13 protein-coding genes are annotated in these 18,303 nt (G+C 42.4%); 9 read left to right on the forward strand and 4 right to left on the reverse strand.

Translation table 11 applies throughout. The features are described from left to right. Positions 1 to 326 precede the first annotated feature (326 nt). The 3 genes from sdaAB to A8805_RS02060 all read left to right on the forward strand — a co-directional run bounded on the left by sdaAB (position 327) and on the right by A8805_RS02060 (position 4,712). Positions 327 to 992: an L-serine ammonia-lyase, iron-sulfur-dependent subunit beta gene (gene sdaAB, locus A8805_RS02050; protein ID WP_109708534.1), complete on the forward strand. Its 666-nt coding sequence runs from the start codon at positions 327 to 329 to the stop codon at positions 990 to 992. Beyond that, the gene (sdaAA, locus tag A8805_RS02055) at positions 993 to 1,862 is read left to right on the forward strand and encodes an L-serine ammonia-lyase, iron-sulfur-dependent, subunit alpha (protein WP_109708535.1); all 870 of its coding nucleotides are present in this window, start codon (positions 993 to 995) and stop codon (positions 1,860 to 1,862) included. A gap of 231 nt (positions 1,863 to 2,093) precedes the next feature. Beyond that, entirely contained in the window at positions 2,094 to 4,712 is a 2,619-nt protein-coding gene (locus A8805_RS02060) for a cation-translocating P-type ATPase (RefSeq protein WP_109708536.1), read from the forward strand. Positions 4,713 to 4,826: 114 nt separating this feature from the next. Here the strand turns inward: A8805_RS02060 and A8805_RS02065 are convergent, their stop codons facing one another. Further along, on the reverse strand, positions 4,827 to 5,585 hold the full coding sequence (locus A8805_RS02065; RefSeq protein WP_109708537.1) for a type 1 glutamine amidotransferase: 759 nt from the start codon (positions 5,583 to 5,585) through the stop codon (positions 4,827 to 4,829). After that, positions 5,582 to 6,943 carry a Mur ligase family protein gene (locus A8805_RS02070; protein WP_109708538.1) on the reverse strand — a complete coding sequence of 454 codons (1,362 nt, stop codon included), beginning with the start codon at positions 6,941 to 6,943 and terminating at the stop codon, positions 5,582 to 5,584. The genes A8805_RS02065 and A8805_RS02070 overlap by 4 nt, the downstream gene beginning before the upstream one ends. A 432-nt stretch (positions 6,944 to 7,375) precedes the next feature. Here A8805_RS02070 and A8805_RS02075 point away from each other — a divergent pair, with 432 nt between their 5' ends. Continuing rightward, positions 7,376 to 9,802: a cation-translocating P-type ATPase gene (locus A8805_RS02075; RefSeq protein ID WP_109708539.1), complete on the forward strand. Its 2,427-nt coding sequence runs from the start codon at positions 7,376 to 7,378 to the stop codon at positions 9,800 to 9,802. 91 nt (positions 9,803 to 9,893) lie between these two features. On the opposite strand, the gene A8805_RS02080 is transcribed toward A8805_RS02075, so the two are convergent. Next, positions 9,894 to 10,607 (reverse strand): J domain-containing protein, encoded by a 714-nt coding sequence (locus tag A8805_RS02080; RefSeq protein ID WP_109708540.1) that lies wholly within the window; start codon positions 10,605 to 10,607, stop codon positions 9,894 to 9,896. Positions 10,608 to 10,802: 195 nt separating this feature from the next. Then, positions 10,803 to 10,982 carry a hypothetical protein gene (locus A8805_RS02085; RefSeq protein ID WP_109708541.1) on the reverse strand — a complete coding sequence of 60 codons (180 nt, stop codon included), beginning with the start codon at positions 10,980 to 10,982 and terminating at the stop codon, positions 10,803 to 10,805. A 331-nt stretch (positions 10,983 to 11,313) separates the two neighbouring features. Between A8805_RS02085 and A8805_RS02090 the strand changes: the two genes are divergently transcribed. From A8805_RS02090 to A8805_RS02110, 5 genes are all read left to right on the forward strand, one after another. Beyond that, positions 11,314 to 13,923, forward strand: a complete 2,610-nt coding sequence (locus A8805_RS02090) for a hypothetical protein (RefSeq protein ID WP_109708542.1) — start codon at positions 11,314 to 11,316, stop codon at positions 13,921 to 13,923. Then, complete coding sequence (locus A8805_RS02095) at positions 13,911 to 14,666, forward strand: ABC transporter ATP-binding protein (protein WP_109708543.1); 756 nt, start codon at positions 13,911 to 13,913, stop codon at positions 14,664 to 14,666. The genes A8805_RS02090 and A8805_RS02095 overlap by 13 nt, the downstream gene beginning before the upstream one ends. 154 nt (positions 14,667 to 14,820) lie before the next feature. Then, complete coding sequence (locus A8805_RS02100) at positions 14,821 to 15,786, forward strand: CobW family GTP-binding protein (protein WP_109708544.1); 966 nt, start codon at positions 14,821 to 14,823, stop codon at positions 15,784 to 15,786. A 3-nt stretch (positions 15,787 to 15,789) separates the two neighbouring features. Next, the gene (locus A8805_RS02105; protein WP_109708545.1) at positions 15,790 to 17,379 is read left to right on the forward strand and encodes a permease; all 1,590 of its coding nucleotides are present in this window, start codon (positions 15,790 to 15,792) and stop codon (positions 17,377 to 17,379) included. Then, positions 17,380 to 18,210, forward strand: a complete 831-nt coding sequence (locus A8805_RS02110) for a TIGR03943 family putative permease subunit (protein WP_109708546.1) — start codon at positions 17,380 to 17,382, stop codon at positions 18,208 to 18,210. Positions 18,211 to 18,303: the final 93 nt, after the last annotated feature.

Genomic DNA, 18,303 nt, shown 5'->3' on the forward strand with positions numbered 1-18,303 from the left:
AAATATCAACCACCCCTTGTTATAAACATTCGATTAAGCAGGTTGAGACTCCTAAGAAGCTTTCGTATAACGAACTAAAATGAATTGTAATAAGTGTGAGTGGAGACAATTACAAAATTTATTTTATGAGGAAACATATGATAAGTGTTGGAATTGATGTATCGAATGGAAATCTATCAATAGGTAGTATTTTTTGACTGGCTAATCACCAGTCTAGTTGTTGTGATTTTAACTCAATATAAAAATGTAAATTCATGGATATTTATCATGGAATCTGCTATACTGATTAACGGATGAATTTGAGTGGTTTTTGGAGGAATCAGATTATGAATATTTTTGACATTTTAGGGCCGGTTATGGTAGGGCCTTCCAGCTCTCATACGGCCGGAGCCGTACGAATCGGGCATGTTACCAGGACATTGCTGGGGAGCCGTCCTGTAAAGGCAGAAATCGGGCTTTGCGGCTCTTTTGCCGCAACCGGAAAGGGACACGGGACGGACCGGGCACTTGTGGCAGGGCTTTTGGGGATGAAACCGGACGACATGAGAATCCCCCAGAGTTTTGAAATTGCGGCTCAGGAGGGACTAAATTTTAAGATAGAAAATATACAGATAAGGGAAGCCCACCCCAATACCGCACTTCTAAAGGTATATGATGAGGAGGGAAAATTGTTAGAGGTGCAGGCTTGTTCTTTAGGCGGCGGCCGCATCATGCTGAATAAATTAGATGGAATTGTGGTAAACTGTACCGGAGAGTGTCCAACACTGATTGTACGCAATCAGGACCAGCCGGGACATGTGGCGACAGTAACTTCTATGCTTGCCAGGGAATCTATCAATATTGCAACGCTTCAGCTTTACAGGGGGAAAAAAGGCGGACTGGCTGTTATGGTGATTGAGATAGACCAACCCGTCCCTGAAGCTTCCGTTAAATGGCTGGAGCAGCAGGAGGGTATTATGAAGGTGACATATATAGACAGGGGGGATGCATAGATGTCTTATCAGTCTTTGGAAGAAATTAATCAGTTATGTATAGAAAAGAAAATTTCCTTTTGGAGGGCTATATTATTAGATGACATGGAGGAAAGGACCGTTCGTGAGGAAGAATCCATCCATACGATGGAAACGATGTGGGATGCCATGCTCTCCGCAAGTGATGATTATGACGAAAAATTGATTTCCAGCAGCGGACTTGTCGGCGGTATGGGAGGGCAGATGGAGGCATACCGCAGAACCGGAGATACCCTGTGCGGAGATTTTGTTTCCAAGGTCATTGCACAAGCCCTGCAAATGGGCGAATCCAATGCATGTATGAAGCGGATTGTTGCGGCACCGACAGCAGGGGCATGTGGTGTGATACCGGCGGTTCTGGTTACCTTATATAAAGAGGGAAAGATTTGCAAAGAAAAGATTATTCAAAGTCTCTATGTGACAGCAGGAATCGGACAGGTCATTGCTTCACGGGCATTTATAGCAGGTGCAGCGGGCGGGTGTCAGGCAGAAGTAGGAGCAGCTTCCGCTATGGCTGCAGGAGCGCTGGTCTTCCTGAAAGGCGGAGACAATACCCAGATCATTCATGCATCCGCGATGGCATTAAAGAATCTGCTTGGACTTGTATGCGACCCGGTTGCCGGTCTGGTTGAAGTCCCCTGTGTAAAAAGAAATGTAATCGGAGCAGTCAACGCATTGTCTGCGGCAGATATGGCATTGGCAGGAATCACAAGCCGTATCCCTCCGGACCAGGTGATTGACGCTATGAGAGAGGTAGGAGAGTCAATGCACGTTTCCCTGCGCGAGACAGGAAGAGGCGGGCTGGCAAATACGCCAAAGGCAAGGGAAATTTCTGGGAAAATGGAGCCATAATTTTGCAAGTTTCCCTTGACACATCCTGCCAGCTACGTTATAGTAAACACTAGTAAAAGGGAGTAACTAGCGCTTAGGCAGCGTTCGCGATGTCGTCAGTACGATGGCTTTCCATCCGTATCGTGATTAAATAGTGAGACTTTTATTGCATACATAACGTGCAATAAGAGTCTTTTTTGTGTCAGCAAAGAAGTATCTTTTGGCACTAGAGCAGGAAATGGAGGATTTTACATGAAAGAATTTTATCAAGTATCCGCAGACGAGGCGAAAGAAAGGGTGAATGGTTCACTGGAGCCTCTCACTGCGGAAGAGGTAAAGAAGCACCAGGAACAATATGGACCCAATGAATTAATCGAGGGAAAGAAAAAGACAACAATTCAGATTTTCTTAGAACAATTTAAAGATTTTCTCGTCATTATTCTGATTGTTGCGGCAATCGTTTCCGGCTTTCTGGGGGATGCAGAGAGTGCCGTAGTTATTTTAATCGTAATTACGATTAATGCCATACTGGGTACTGTGCAGACTGTAAAGGCAGAACAGTCTTTAACCAGTCTGAAAAAACTTTCGGGACCGGAGGCAAAGGTTCTCCGCGATGGAAATGTAGTGCCGATACCATCCACAGAAGTTACAGTAGGTGATATTGTTATGCTGGATGCAGGAGATTATATCCCTGCTGACGGCCGTATTCTGGAGAGTGCGAGCTTGAAGGTGGATGAAAGTGCACTGACCGGGGAAAGCCTTGGCGTGGATAAAATTACAGAACTGATTGCCGGAGAGGTACCTTTAGGAGACCGGGTAAATATGGCGTATTCCGGAAGCTTTGTTACTTATGGACGGGGCTCCTTCCTTGTAACAGGAATCGGTATGGAGACAGAGGTAGGGAAAATAGCAAGTCTTCTGAAAACAACTTCTGAAAAACGTACTCCCCTCCAGATTAATCTGGACCAATTTGGGCAGAAGCTCTCTATTATCATTTTGATATTCTGCGGTATTTTATTTGGCGTGAGCGTCCTGCGTGAAGGGCATGTGGGAGATGCATTCCTGTTTGCGGTTGCACTTGCAGTTGCTGCTATACCGGAAGCTCTCAGCTCTATCGTAACTATTGTTTTGTCATTCGGAACTCAGAAAATGGCAAAGGAACATGCGATTATACGTAAACTCCAGGCAGTGGAAGGCCTGGGCAGCGTTTCCATCATATGCTCAGATAAAACAGGTACTCTGACCCAAAATAAAATGACAGTGGAAGAGTATTACGTAAATGAAACAAGAATCACAGCAGACGAAATAGATGTAGAACATGCGGCACACAGCAGACTGCTTATGAGCAGTATTCTGTGCAATGACTCCACAAATATAGACGGTGTTGAGATAGGTGACCCAACGGAAACTGCATTGATTAATCTTGGAAGTAAATTAGGTCTGGAGGCACACAACGTGCGGGATAAATATCCCAGAACGTGTGAGAATCCTTTTGACAGCGACAGAAAGCTTATGGCTACAGGCCACATCATGGATGGAAAGCATATTATGATTGTCAAGGGTGCGGTGGATGTGCTTCTGGGAAGAATGGAGTCTATTCAGATCCATGATAAGGTACGCAGTTTTACAGAAGAAGACAGAAGAAAAATAGAAGAACAGAATCAGGAATTTTCAAGAGGCGGCTTGCGTGTCCTGGGGTTTGCTTACAAAGAAATAGAAGGTTGTCATGAAATGACGCTGGAAGATGAGCAGGATTTGATTTTCATCGGTTTAATTGCCATGATGGACCCGCCCCGTGAAGAATCTAAAGCTGCAGTTGCAGACTGTAAAAGAGCAGGAATCCGCCCTATCATGATAACCGGAGACCATAAGGTAACGGCGGCAGCCATTGCGAAACGAATCGGAATTTTAGAAAACGAGTCAGAAGCCTGTGAAGGTGCAGTGATTGATAATATGTCAGATGAAGAGCTGAAAGATTTCGTAGAAGGAATTTCTGTATATGCGCGTGTATCACCAGAGCATAAGATCCGCATTGTCCGGGCATGGCAGGAAAAAGCAAATATTGTAGCAATGACGGGAGACGGCGTAAATGATGCACCTGCATTGAAACAGGCTGATATTGGTGTTGCCATGGGAATTACAGGCAGCGAAGTATCCAAGGATGCTGCTTCTATGGTACTTACAGATGATAATTTTGCTACGATTATAAAAGCTGTGGAAAATGGACGTAACGTCTACCGCAATATTAAGAACTCCATCCAATTTCTTTTATCAGGAAATTTCGGAGCTATACTGGCGGTTCTGTATGCTTCCATTGTGGGGCTTCCGGTGCCATTTGCACCAGTACATCTGTTATTCATTAACCTCTTGACAGATAGTTTACCGGCCATAGCACTGGGTCTGGAGCCACACTCCAAAGACGTGATGGATGAAAAACCCAGACCGATGAATGAGTCTATCCTCACTGGAAGTTTTCTGAGAAAGATTGGAACAGAAGGATTGTCCATCGGTGTTACTACAATGATTGCCTTCCTGATAGGATATGCTGACCATAATGCAGTTCTGGCAAGCACAATGGCATTTGGAACATTATGTACAGCCCGTCTTGTTCATGGATTTAACTGTAAATCTGACCGGCCTGTTGTGTTTACAAGAAGGTTCTTTAATAACATTTACTTGATAGGAGCATTTTTACTGGGATTGATATTAATTACAGGAGTTATGATGATACCTGGACTTCAAAATGTCTTTAAAGTGCAGACACTCAATATGGGACAATTATTTACGGTATATGGCCTGGCGGCAGTAAACCTGCCGGTTATCCAGCTGCTGAAGGCTGTGAAGCTGGCTTTCAGGAACAGAAGCCGGTAATAAAAGAAAGAATAAGTTTGAAAAAGGACTGTGCACCACAACTAAATGAATCAGTTGTGGTGCACAGTCCCTTTAATCATACCTGTATAGAAAATTTAAAAATATATCTGAGTTTTATGTGTACCGTTTGATTGTTTCTTTAAGAATATACTTTTTATCACTGTATCGTCCGGCGATATATCCGTTTGCCAGATGCTCCAGTTTATCTTTCAGCGGCTCAAGCGTCACATCCTGTCCGTATTTTCTTTTCAGCGCTCTCTCCAGCAGATAGTCACACACCTGGGGGTTTTTAGGAAGAAGAGGGCCGTGCAGGTAGGTTCCGATAACATTTTTATAAACAACACCCTCATAACCGGATTTTCCTGTATTTCCCAACCCGTAGAAAACCTTGCCGAAAGGAGTGTGGCTGCCGATATAGGTCCGGCCTCCGTGATTCTCAAACCCTACTACAGGAGTGTCGAAGAGGGGACTGTTCAGGACGATATTTCGGATTAACCGCTCTGGTTCCCATTCCGTGGTAATATCTAAAATGGAAAGTCCTTCTATTACTTTCTTGTCTGTCTTATAATACTTCCCGAGAAGCTGATATCCACCGCACACAGCCAGGACAACTCCGTCCTGCTCTACATAGTTCTTAAAATCCTGCTTAATACTTTTTAAGTATTCACAAACCAGTTCCTGCTCCCGGTCAGAGCCGCCTCCCAGCAAAATGATATCCAGTTTTGAGAAGTCTATAGCATCACCGGAAAGGATAGGAAGAATTTCAGCCTCCATGCCGCGCCATTCCAGACGTTTGCGAAAACACTGGATATTTCCCCTGTCTCCATATAAATTCAGCAAGTCCGGGTATAAGTGTCCGATTGTCAGTTTCATGCCATATCCCCTCCTTCCTGTGTCTTTTCCAATTCTGCCAGCATATGATTGGTGCTGTAAAGCCCCGAATAATTTACAATAACATAAAGATTGCCCGTTCCATCTTTTGTACACCTGGTAACAGAGGTGCGTAAGTCCGTGGTAGAATCACAGGAGATGTCCTCATATTTCAGACGAAGCCCCATATCATGTCTGCGTGTTCCCGCTGTGATGATAGAAGCAGCCTCAGCATCCGCCAGATACTGGAAATCAACATCCCAAAGCCAGGAAATATCTTCACCATCCTGATAGGTATCGTTAATCTGAATTATAATATCTTTAGGTTTTTTATCCTTTAATACAAGGGAAATCTTTTGCTGGAATCCAATCGGATTCTTTGCCAGGTGAAGCTGAACTCTTGCACCATTGATTGTAAAGATGCTCTCCCGGTTGTTTCCATAATCGAAGGATTCTATCATCTCCTGAAAATGAGTCCTCTCGGCTCCCAGAGCATTTAATGCTGCATATGCAGATAACGTATTGTAAATATTGTAAGGTGTCCGGGAAGTTGACTGTATCAGCATCCCATCCATAGAAAATGTATACAAACCATCATTCCATGTAATTTCTGATGCTGTAAAATCAGGCTCAGGACGTTTCAGCCCGCAGCTCGGGCAGTGGTAAATTCCCAGCTGTCCATAGTGAAAGAAGTCATATTCCAGTTTCTTTCCACAGGAACGGCAGAAAATGCTTTCCCGGATTTCAGAACGGGAAATATCATCAAATATTTGTTCACTGATGCCATAGGTCATAAATGGATTTCCGCTTTCAGAAGCCAGCGTATAAGAAAGCACATCATCACAATTAATTATCAGTTTTGTTTTCGGAACACTGGTAACAGCAGCTTTCAATTTGTTGAATGTAATATCAACCTCGCCAAAACGGTCAAGCTGATCCCGGGAAATATTGGTCAGAAGAGCACAGTCTGGCTTTAACTGGGGCAGAACCCGGACAGAGGCTATTTCATCCACCTCTATACATGCGTAATCCGCATTCAGACGGCAGTTCTTGTCTGCAGCGAGAACAAAAGCTGAAATAATCCCGTTGAGCATGTTGGCACCGGTGCGGTTAATGATGACCTTTTTCCCTTCCGCTTTTAATGCATGGTACAAAATGCTGTTGGTCGTTGTCTTACCATTTGTACCCATAGTTACAATCGTCTTTTCCTTAACCATCTCTGCCATGACGCTCAAGATATGGGGGTCCACAAGACGTGCCACATACCCCGGAAGAGTGACGCCGCTTCCTCTATTCAGTTTTTTAATTAGATAGCTGGTGCATTTTGCACATTTAATTGCAAGTACGCTTCTTAATCTCATAATCTTATTTTAACTCTTATCCTTTTCTTAAAATATTGTTACAGTTCAGGCATAAGCCCCATTTCACTTGGGCAGAGTGCAAAATATCTTATTGAACGTCAGTAATTCAATAAGCATGTATCATTGCTTATGCCACTTAGGCTTGGCCTTTTCAAGTCTTAGCAGCATGGTTGCTTCCTTAGTCACATGGATGTTTCCTCGAAAACCTGCATGGCTGAGCTGTAACAAAATACTTGTACTATTATAATAGAAACGGATTCAGAAAACAAGGAATTTAAAATGATTTGAACAGATAATATGGCAATTCATGAAAGAAATTATAAAGATTTGATGAAGTTTTGGAAAATTCAATTTCTGTGTGATAGAATGAATATGTTTAAATTTGGAAAATACTCAAGATAGTGTATCATGAAAATGAGGTGAAAAACATACATGTGGAAAAAAAGAAAACAGCATATGATAGAAGAAGAGGACCAGAGAATTCCCACACCCCGGTACTGCCCGGAGTACCGCCAGGGGCTGACCAGCCAACAAGTGCAGCAGCACAGTCTCCATGGGTGGACCAATGCGGCTATAGACCCGCCCGGCAAAACAACCAGGGAGATTATCCACGATAATCTCTTTACGTATTTCAACCTGATATTTGTAATTCTGACAGTGCTTCTGTGTATAGCGGGTTCATTCCGTGAACTTACGTTTCTCCCAGTCATCATATTGAATACATTGATTGGAATTGTACAGGAGGTCCGTGCAAAAAAGGTACTGGATAACCTGACGATGCTCAATGCCCCTCATGCTACAGTGGTAAGGGACGGTCACAAATCAGTTATTGATGCAGAAGAACTGGTACTGGATGATATTGTTATTTTTAACGCTGGAAATCAGGTGTGTGCAGATGCTGAAGTCTGTGCCGGAGAGGTACAGGTCAATGAGTCTCTGCTGACTGGGGAATCTGATGAAATCACGAAGAGAAAAGGTGATAAACTCATGTCGGGAAGTTTCATTGTTTCAGGAAAATGCCATGCAAGATTGGACAAGGTGGGAATGGATTCGTATATTTCCAGGCTGACAATGAAAGCGAAGGAAATGCAGGAAGGGGAACAATCCGAGATGATACGTTCCCTGAATAAACTTGTGAAATGTGTGGGAATTGCAATTATCCCCATCGGAATTGCACTCTTTGTGCAGGCATTTTTCTTCCAGCAGGAGGGCTTCCAGTCCAGCATCACCTCGATGGTGGCTGCTGTCATCGGAATGATTCCCGAAGGACTTTACCTGCTGGCCAGCATAGCGCTTGCCGTCAGTTCAGTCCGGCTGGCCAAAAAGAAAGTTCTGCTTCATGATATGAGATGTATCGAAACACTGGCGCGCGTTAATGTGCTCTGTGTGGATAAAACAGGAACTATTACGGAAAATACCATGAAAGTACAGGAAGTTATCCAGGTGAGAGACTACGACAGTAGTGATGCGGAGACTTTCAGTATGCTGATAGGAGATTTTACTGCAGCAATGGAGAACGATAATACGACTATTGCTGCCATGAAGGAATACTTTCAGATCTCGTCAGGGAAAAGACCGATCAGTAAGACCGGATTTTCTTCAGCTACAAAATACAGCAGTGTTACCTTTGAAGATAATGTATATGTGCTGGGTGCTCCTGAATTTGTTCTCCGTGAGAACTATGAAAGATATGAGGAAGAAATCATTGGATATGCTTCAAAAGGGGTCAGGGTGCTTGTCTTCGGAATCTATAAGGGTGAAATAGATGGAAAAGCACTGAGACAGGGAATTATACCTTTGGGCTATATCCTTCTGGCGAATCCCATCAGGAAAGAGGCAAAAGAAACTTTTACTTATTTTTCTGAACAGGGAGTTGAAGTGAAAGTCATATCAGGGGATAATCCGGTTACCGTATCCGAAGTGGCAAAAAAGGCAGGTATTGCCAATGCAGAAAATTATGTAGATGCGTCCTCACTGAAAACAGAAGAGCAGACGCGGAAAGCTGTACTGGAAAACACTGTATTTGGACGTGTGACTCCAAGTCAGAAGCGGCAGTTTGTACAACTATTAAAAGAAGCAGGCAACACCGTTGCTATGACCGGAGACGGCGTCAACGATGTACTGGCACTAAAGGATGCAGATTGCAGCATTGCCATGGCATCGGGAAGTGATGCAGCGGTACAGGCATCACAACTTGTACTGCTGGAATCCAATTTTTCCTGTATGCCCCAGGTGGTTATGGAGGGCCGGAGAGTTGTCAATAATATTCAGCGCTCAGCAACTCTGTTTTTGGTAAAAAATATATTTTCTTTCCTGCTTTCGCTGTTTTCCGTTGTATTTATGATTACTTACCCCCTGAGGCCTGCACAGATATCTCTGATTAGCCTGTTTACAATCGGAGTGCCGGCGTTCTTCCTGGCACTGGAGCCAAATAAAAATATCATCAAAGGACACTTCCTGACAAATGTATTTTTAAAGGCACTGCCCGCAGCACTGACAAATGTACTGGCAGTTGGAGCCCTGGTCGTGTTCGGGCAGACATTTGACGTAAACTCTACAGATATTTCAACGGCGGCCACCATGCTGCTGGCAATTGTAGGATTCATGATTTTGTATAAAATTAGTGCTCCTATGAATTTGGTAAGAACAATCGTAGTGACAGTAAGCATTGCAGGACTGATCTTCTGCAGTATCTTCCTAAATCAGTTATTTGCCATTACAGGCATGTCAACAAAATGCGTTATGCTGTTTGTAGTGTTCTCAATTGCAACCGAACCGGTGCTGCGTTATCTGACATCTTTCCTTGGGAAACTGAGAATTTACTACCTGAGATTAAGAGGACGTGCAGAAGAAGTGTAGAAAGCATAAACCTGTGTGTTTGCCAGATTGGAAATGCCAGAAGCCTGTCAAGGCAGAGAAGTCAGCCTTTACTGGTTTCTGGCATTTTGTTCTAGTTTGGAATAGCGTAGTTCAACAGTTTGTTTAAATTATTGTGAAATTGACGGTTCTGGGAGCGTAGTTTCAGTTTTTCCGCGCCTGTTCTGCTTTGCTCCACATAAGCCTCGTACTTTGAAAAAAGTATCTGGTAATCCATATTTTGTTTCTGTCCCCAGCGGACCAGTACCCAGTTCATAGCATCAGGCTGCCAGTAACTCATAGGAATTCCGGCTGTTTTTAAAATTGTGATATATTGAATTGCCTGCAATGACAACAAGTTTAGCTGTTCTGTAATTGCAGTTTCATTCTTATAGTGCTTCCCTAATTTCTTAAAAAAGCTGAGCCTGAGTCTTTCTTTTTGAGGAATAAATTCCATAAGTCTGCCGCTCTGGGATACAATCTCATTCAGCTTGCAGGCAGCATTCCAATAGGTGACAAATGATGCAGAAGTATCTTCCCCGGATTCCGGTTTTCCCACAGTGTAAGTGCGAAACACACGGTTCGGTTTTCCGGCAAGTACCCGGTTGTATTTTTTCCTCTTGTCCGGATTGGAAAGAATCCGGTATGCTTCCAGTATTTCCTGCATGTAAGCAGTCGTATCTATGTCGGTATGCATATTGGCATCAGGATGATATACCTTTGCCAGAGCATTTTTCGCACTTGTAATTTCCTCCAGAGTCGCCTCCTTGGATACGCCGAGAATGTCATAATATGTACGGGTTTCCATTGCTTCCTCCTTACCTTATTTCTTATTTATTTTTCCCACTCTTTATATTACGATATGGAATAGGAAAAATCAAGAAAAGTTGTAGAAGTTGGAAGTTTCTCTGCTTGACAAATAGAAAAGGGCATGACTCGGCTGGCCGTATATCTGCGGCGCCTTTCTTTTACGCCGCAGTATAGCTACGTCTAAAGTGTTTTTTCATCCCTGAAACATATTTTCCACGTAGTTTCTCATAGCTTCGTGGCTGTGTTTTTGCTTTGCCTCCTCAATTACTCTTTCCTGTTCCGCTTTTGGAAGATGGGAAAAATGGTTTAGAGCATCGGAATGCTGTGCAAGCGCCATGGTAAAGCCTATGGGAAGTTCTTCATTATTTATCATTGCAAAATCTCCTTTCAAAAGGTATTTTGCAATTAGTATGTGTCAGTTTTTTTACTTCATACCCATTAGAAAAACCTGAGTAAAAAAATATGTTATACTTATTGAATTGCTAACATTTAATAAGGTATAATTAAAAGCATCTGTAATTGATTTAACTTATAGTAAAGCATTGAATATTTAAAAAAACAGAAAATTGCTATCAGACTAATGCCGTAAAAGATTCGAAATTATAGAATTGGCTAAAGGATTAAGTGAAGAAAACAGAGACATAATCTAAAAGAAGGGAAAAGTATGTGTATTAGTTTTCTAAATACACTACACAAGGAGAATCATGAAAGCAGAACAGAAAGCTCAGAGGTTAAGAATAATTTGCGGAATTCTGATTTTTTTGAGTATTCTTTTTGAAAAATTAGTTGTAGGATGGGAATATTATTCTATCTGGGATATTATTTTTAAACTTAGAGATGGCAGCCTGGAAGTTGGAGGTCCAGAGGGGATTATACGCCTATGTACATTAATTCCTATGTTGTTCGCCAATATTCTATATTTGATTCGTTCTGTCTGGTTCATGAATAAAAAGAATCCAAAATATTTTGAGTTTCTGCCGATGGTAAGTCTTATCGTTTACTTTATAGCTTTTTTCGCACAGCAGCTTTATATGGTTATTAACGTAACACTGGTGGCCTTTGATTATATGGGAGCACGATGGCTGGAAGAACGGGATGCCATCAATAGGGCCTATGAGGAGCAGAAAAGGCGGGAAAGGGCAGACAAGGAAGAGAAGAAACGTGTGCATTATTTCCCCGGGCAGTATTCGAAAGAGTTTTTTAGGGTCATTCGGAAGAATACAGCCTATGGGAAAAGGGAAAAAATGATTTTGTCAGCAGGATGTCTGCTCTGTGCATCATGCATGTATATTACTCTTACAGTATATAGCCTGATAACACAGGTCCACGGTAAAGAAGATATTTTGTCCAGAAACGGACTTGTTCAGAGTTTTCAGCAAACAGAAATTTTAGTTGTTCTGTTTCTTGTTTTGCTGCAGACCATGATTATTTCCTATTATATCAAAGACCAAAAAAGAGCAATGCGCCTGTTTACGATTCTAGGAATGCGCAGCAGCACTATTTCTTTGATGTTTGCCATTGTATTTGCGGTAAATGCTTTTCTGTCGGGAGTGGCTGGTATGGTGTCCGGAGGTGCCATAGCTCATATTATTAAGGAAATTTGGCAAAGCGGTCTGACCCATAGCGGAGTAGAGATTACACTGGCATCAGTAGTCAGTGTTAAAACAGTTGGATTCGGCATCCTGGGATATCTGTTCATTATACTTTTGGCACTTGGATTTAATCAGGAAAACATTCTGAACCTGTCACGCTCCATGAATATGAATGCAGAAATACAAAGAGAGAAACGCAGTAAAAAATATTCTCTGTTGTGCATTGGATTTGGTGTTGTGCTTAGTGCTGTCGGGATACGGTGGTATTTTTCCAGAAGCTGGGCAGAAAGTATGTATATCCATATTTTCAGTGTGCTGGGAATTTTCATGCTTTTAAAAGGAGGCACTGCCCTATCCCTGAACAGGCTGGAAAAGAACAAAGAACGGTATTACAGGAAGCTGATTTCCAGCCGCCCTCTTTATTACCGGTACTGGAAAAGTCTATGGAACTTTTTTTATTTGTCAGTAATACATTTTTTTATCTTAGCGGTATTTATTGTGCAGTTCACAGGTTCTCTTATGAAAGAGGATATAACAGATTTGTACCCTTATGATATTGTCTGCACTGCATATGATACAGATTTGGATAAACTTGCAGAAATAGCCAATGAGCATGATGCCAAAACTAAGATATATCCTATGTTCCGCATGACTTCTGTATATGGTTCTGATATGTTGTCCGGGTGGATGCAGGCAGGAGCACGCCCCATACAGTGGCCCCAGGGACAGCATATTGCCATTTCCACGTCCACTTACCAACAATTGAAGAAAGGATTAGGAAAAACACCACAAGAGATTGTGCTGTCAGGAGATGAGATGCATGTGGTGTATCAGCAAGATTTAACAGTGAAGGCACATACCATTGATTGGGATACCAGCAGGATAACGAAACGGCTTCGTATCGGGCAGCCCCTTACTTTTTATAACCCTTCGGATATAGATAATGTTTTTCCAGGCTGGAAAGTGAAAAGCGAGGAACGAGATATATTAACAGGGACATTCCATCAGGGGATGGGAGATAACTTAATCGTGTTCAATGATTCGTATTTTGAGAAAGAGTACAAAAAGCTTACTGCGTACAATAAAAACCAATGGGAGATGAGGGAGACAGCATCTTTTGAAGACTGGAGATTCTATACACAGAATCATACTTCTAATATGACAGAGGGACCGACACAATTGGTCTGCTATACGGTACCGGAAAAAGAATATGCCGGAATGCTTGCGGATATGCAGTACCTTGAAGAAAAGCACCAATACGACAGGATGTGGGATGATTCTATCCAACCATTCTATGGAAAACAACAGAGGATAGTGGATACTGGTGCACAGATATTCTTTAAAAGACTGATCTACCTTTTTATTGTGCTTTTACTAGCGGTACTCGGGTTCTTTCAGTATTATGTGAAGGTTGAATCTGAAACGAAAGAAATGAACTGGCAGAATACTTTTCTGGAAAAATTGGGGATGAGAGAAAAGGACCGGAGGAAGGCACTGACGGGGCAAATGAAGATGTTTACTGTTTTGCCATTAGTAATAGGTGGGGGTGGCGGTATAATCTTTGCTGCTCTTACCGCAAGAGCAAGGCTATATACTCCTGAAGATATGAGTATGTTTGCACGCATAGGCACAGTTGTCTATTTGATTTATTTAGGTTTATGGATAGTTTGGCATTTCTGGATGAAAAGATTGATATGGAGGCGGATGCAATGGGAGAAGTAAAAATACTGGAGGTAAAGGACTTAATCAGAAATTATCAGAAGCAGACACCTGACGGTCAAAAGGACAGTATTGAGGTTTTAAAGGGACTGAGCTTCAACGTAGAAAAGGGAGAGTTCCTCGGTATTATGGGTAAGTCCGGCTGTGGAAAAACAACGCTTCTGAAGGTGCTGGGACTAATTGACAAGCAAACAGACGGCATCTTGAAGTTCATGGAAACCGATACCAATAACCTCCATCGGGATATACTCTCTGATATCAGAAGAAAACAAATTGGATTTGTGTTTCAGGACTTTTATCTCATGGACAGCCTCTCTGTAAAGGAAAACATTATGCTCCCTATGATACTAAATAAGGCAAAATCTGAGGTGATGTCTGAGAAAACCAGGAAACTGGCAGAGCAGTTCCAAATTGAGCAACTGCTTGAAAAGGACCCTTATGAATTATCAGGCGGAGAGAAACAAAGAGCAGCAATCTGCCGTGCACTAATTAATAATCCAGACTTGATATTAGCAGATGAACCGACTGGAAACCTGGATTCGGAGTCAGGTAAAATTGTCATTGATACCCTGGCAAAAATCAACCGGGAATACGGGAAAACCATCGTCATGGTCACACATGACCCGAAAATGGCAGCGTACTGTAAAAAGATTATCCTGCTGAAAGATGGCACAATATTAGAAACCCTGAATAAGACCGGGACAAATGAGGCCTTCTATCGTTTAATATTGGATAAAATGGCATGAATAAACAGGCAGTAAGATTTGTTACAAATATTTTAATATCGTAAGTTCTAAATCTTCCGCTCCCCCTACTATATTGTTAAAGGTGATATAGCAGAGGGAGTTTTCTGTGATATCAGGTATCAACTCCAAGTAAATAGAAAAGAGGAATAGAACGATGACAGATATATACATTATATCAGGCTTTTTAGGAGCCGGAAAAACTACATTGATTCAAAAACTGCTTAAAGAAGGATTCCACAATAAGAAAATAGTGCTGATTGAAAATGATTTTGGGGATATTAGTGTGGATGCAGCACTATTGAAGGATGGTAATATTGAAGTAAGGGAAATAAATTCAGGCTGTATCTGCTGCAGTCTTTCCGGCAATTTTGTAAAAGCCATGAAAGAGCTTCTGGAGCGGTTTCATCCTGATGTTATCTTAATTGAACCCTCCGGTGTAGGTAAATTATCCGACATCACAAAATTTTGCAGAGAGCAGGGAATTCGCTCCCTTGCCCGGATTAAGAAAAGGATAACAGTTGCGGATGTAAAACGATGTTCAGTATATCTTGAAAACTTTGGGGAATTTTTTGAGGATCAGATAAAGCATGCTGATAGTATACTTCTTAGCTGGACAGAAAATTATCCGGACAAGGTAAAAGACGCGTACCGGCTGATTCGAGGCTTAAATCCGAACGCAGAAATTCTATCCTTACCATGGACAAAGTTAAAAGTAGATGAAGTTCTTGATTCACATTCTGACAATCATCTCAGGATTGAAAGACAGGATACAGACAGGTGCAGATGCGGGCATCATCTTATGCAGAACTCTAATCACAAAGAGTGCGGCTGCAGACACCATCATTCTGCTGAGCAGACTTTTGAGACTGTCACAATACGAACTTCCAGAGTATTCAGTCTCCCTGATTTGCAGAAACGAATCTTGCAGATGGAGAAAAATACGAGGGGAACTGTTCTGCGTGCCAAGGGGATTGTACGCACTGCCCAGGGATATCTCAATATCCAATACGTTCCAGGCAATATCCAGATGACAGAGTGTACGATAGGTGGGAATATGCTGTGTATCATAGGACATGGGCTGAACCGGAAAGAGTTAACCAGTCTCTTTGAGGTAGATTAAGCCATGACAATACCTGTTTATGTCGTAACCGGGTTTTTATACTCGGGAAAAACCACCTTTTTAAATTCATTGCTGAACCAGCCTGACCGGCGGGAAATAAAAACGCTATTGCTGCAGTTTGAGACAGGTGAGGAGGCATTTCAAAGACATCTCAGAAATTGTAACAACAAGAGTTTCTCCAAAAAGGACCTGGAAAAGCAGCCGGAGCAAGTTATCCAAGGTATTTATGCATGTATGAAGGAGTGGAAACCAGATGAAATCTGGATTGAATGGAATGGAATGGTTTCCTTTTCCAGGCTTCAGGAGTTATTGCTAGGTCCGCCGCTGTGCGGCTCCTGTAAAATCCAAAAGGCAATTCATATTGCCGAGGCTGTGAATCTGGAGGAAATGCTGGGGCGGACGGGAAGTGCTCTGCCCGAACAGATTGCAAATAGTGATGTTGTCATTTTACGTACCCCACAAAGTGGGGGAGGAACTGCGGCATATCAGCAGATGCGCCGTACAATAAAAATTCTGAATCCAGGTGTTGCCACATATAGGCTCAGAGGCATGGAATTTAGAAATTTACACAAATGGGTTTTCCGGGAAACAGGTCCTAAAATTAGTTCCTTTTTTCTGGCCTTACTCTGTGTGGCAGCATTATACCTTCTGGTAAAGCCCGTTTTCAGCCAAATGCCAATATCTATAAATACCATAATAAATGTATTCCTGGGAATTATACTTCAGGCAATTCCGTTTTTACTGCTCGGGGTACTGCTTTCCTCATTCATTCAAATTTTCATTCCAAAAGCCTGGATTGAAAAATGGTTTCCAAAATCTCTTGCCGGAGGTATAACAATAGCTATTTTAGGAGGATTTTGCCTGCCGGTATGTGATTGCGCCTCTATCCCTATTTTTAAGAGCCTGGTAAAGAAAGGAATTCCACTTCCTGCCGCAATTACATTTTTGCTGGCTGCACCGGTCATCAACCCGGTTGTTATCTTATCAACTTACTATGCATTTGGGGGAGACTTGATTATTGTAGCACAGCGCATCTGCATGGGAATCACTGCATCCATAATCATTGGTCTTAGCTTTGCAGTTCGTTCCTCAAAGGGACGGGTGCTGCCTGCGGGCAGATTTGATGGCCTGATGTGCAGTTGCGGCTGCTATCAGGATATGGATTCTATGACCGGGCCCGGTAACAAAATAGATTTGTTTTTCCGGCATGCACAGGCGGAATTTTTTGACGTAGGGAAATATCTGATGCTCGGCTCCTTTGTAGCTTCCGTTTTTCAAGCTTTAGGCACGGGCCTGTCGGGCGGCATACAAAGCGAAGCAGGGACAGCAGTATCTATGGTAATTATGATGGGGATGGCCTTCATCCTTTCTTTATGCTCCTCATCAGATGCGGTAATTGCACGCAGTTTTTCTACTCAGTTTCCAATGGCAGCTATTATGAGTTTTCTGGTATTTGGCCCGATGATGGATATCAAAAATATGATGATGCTCTCCTCAGGATTTTCAAAACGTTTTATTGGCAGGCTGGTTTTTACATCTTTTGCAGTGTGTTTTACCGTTGTATACTTATTTTATCAAATAGGGGGAAGATAGATGCAGATAAGGGTAAGAGTAATCAATCTTCAAATTTTACTGGAGTGCCTGTGTTGTTGCTTATTTTCCGCCTTGCTGGTTTATTTGGCGGGTAGCGGAAAATATCTTTCTTATATCACGCCGCGGATGAAACCATACCTTTATTTTTCAGCAATTGTCATGGGAATGTGGGCTTTATCAGGAGTCAGACGCCTATTCCGGCCGCAGCATAGAGTCCGGTCCATACATTGCCTTATATTGGCGGTTCCAATTCTGCTGATTTTGCTTCCTCATGCCCCGCTGGGGGTATCGGATATCACAAAAAACTATTCTGGCGGTGGCTCCTTGTCCAATTTATCCGGGACAAAACAATCTAGTGCTACACTGGATTCGGCGAAAACTGCGCCTGCCGATGTTCAGCCTGCATCAGAGAAAGAGGAGAGTTCTGGTACATTGCCGGGATTGGATATAGCAAGTAAAAAAATCACTGTTTCAAATGAAGATTTCTCAATTTGGCTTGCCGAATTTGATTTTAATGGAAAGCAGTATGAAGGGTATACGGTAGTTATGACAGGATTTGTTTTTAATGATTTTGAAGTACCAAAAGAAGACGAGTTTGTTATCTCAAGGCTGGCAATGACATGCTGTATTGCAGATTTATCTCCGACAGGCGTGCGGTGTATCTATGAGGATGCCTCAGAACTCAACAGTGAGGACTGGATTACTGTCGAAGGGACTTTTTCTATCAGGGAATATCAATATGGAAACATAACGAGAGAGGAGCCGCTGATCACCGTTACTAATATCGCACCCTCCGAACCGGTGGCAGAGTATGTTTATCCATTTGTTTAATCTGTTACAGCTCAGCATAATCCCGGTTACATTTTGCCCCAAGCTGAGCTGTAATAAAAATCTTGACGATATAATAAAAAGTGATATAATGTG

It is taken from the genome of Faecalicatena contorta (assembly GCF_003149105.1).
GTDB lineage: Bacteria > Bacillota > Clostridia > Lachnospirales > Lachnospiraceae > Muricomes > Muricomes contortus_C.

What these genes read in the sequence shown, in the direction of transcription:
- A8805_RS02100 (WP_109708544.1), top strand. Translation starts at nt 14,821, where the DNA reads ATGACAGATATATACATTATATCAGGCTTTTTAGGAGCCGGAAAAACT.
- A8805_RS02090 (WP_109708542.1), top strand. Translation starts at nt 11,314, where the DNA reads ATGAAAGCAGAACAGAAAGCTCAGAGGTTAAGAATAATTTGCGGAATT.
- A8805_RS02105 (WP_109708545.1), top strand. Translation starts at nt 15,790, where the DNA reads ATGACAATACCTGTTTATGTCGTAACCGGGTTTTTATACTCGGGAAAA.
- A8805_RS02075 (WP_109708539.1), top strand. Translation starts at nt 7,376, where the DNA reads ATGTGGAAAAAAAGAAAACAGCATATGATAGAAGAAGAGGACCAGAGA.
- A8805_RS02095 (WP_109708543.1), top strand. Translation starts at nt 13,911, where the DNA reads ATGGGAGAAGTAAAAATACTGGAGGTAAAGGACTTAATCAGAAATTAT.
- A8805_RS02085 (WP_109708541.1), bottom strand. Translation starts at nt 10,982, where the DNA reads ATGATAAATAATGAAGAACTTCCCATAGGCTTTACCATGGCGCTTGCA.
- A8805_RS02070 (WP_109708538.1), bottom strand. Translation starts at nt 6,943, where the DNA reads ATGAGATTAAGAAGCGTACTTGCAATTAAATGTGCAAAATGCACCAGC.
- A8805_RS02080 (WP_109708540.1), bottom strand. Translation starts at nt 10,607, where the DNA reads ATGGAAACCCGTACATATTATGACATTCTCGGCGTATCCAAGGAGGCG.
- sdaAA (WP_109708535.1), top strand. Translation starts at nt 993, where the DNA reads ATGTCTTATCAGTCTTTGGAAGAAATTAATCAGTTATGTATAGAAAAG.
- A8805_RS02110 (WP_109708546.1), top strand. Translation starts at nt 17,380, where the DNA reads ATGCAGATAAGGGTAAGAGTAATCAATCTTCAAATTTTACTGGAGTGC.
- A8805_RS02065 (WP_109708537.1), bottom strand. Translation starts at nt 5,585, where the DNA reads ATGAAACTGACAATCGGACACTTATACCCGGACTTGCTGAATTTATAT.
- sdaAB (WP_109708534.1), top strand. Translation starts at nt 327, where the DNA reads ATGAATATTTTTGACATTTTAGGGCCGGTTATGGTAGGGCCTTCCAGC.
- A8805_RS02060 (WP_109708536.1), top strand. Translation starts at nt 2,094, where the DNA reads ATGAAAGAATTTTATCAAGTATCCGCAGACGAGGCGAAAGAAAGGGTG.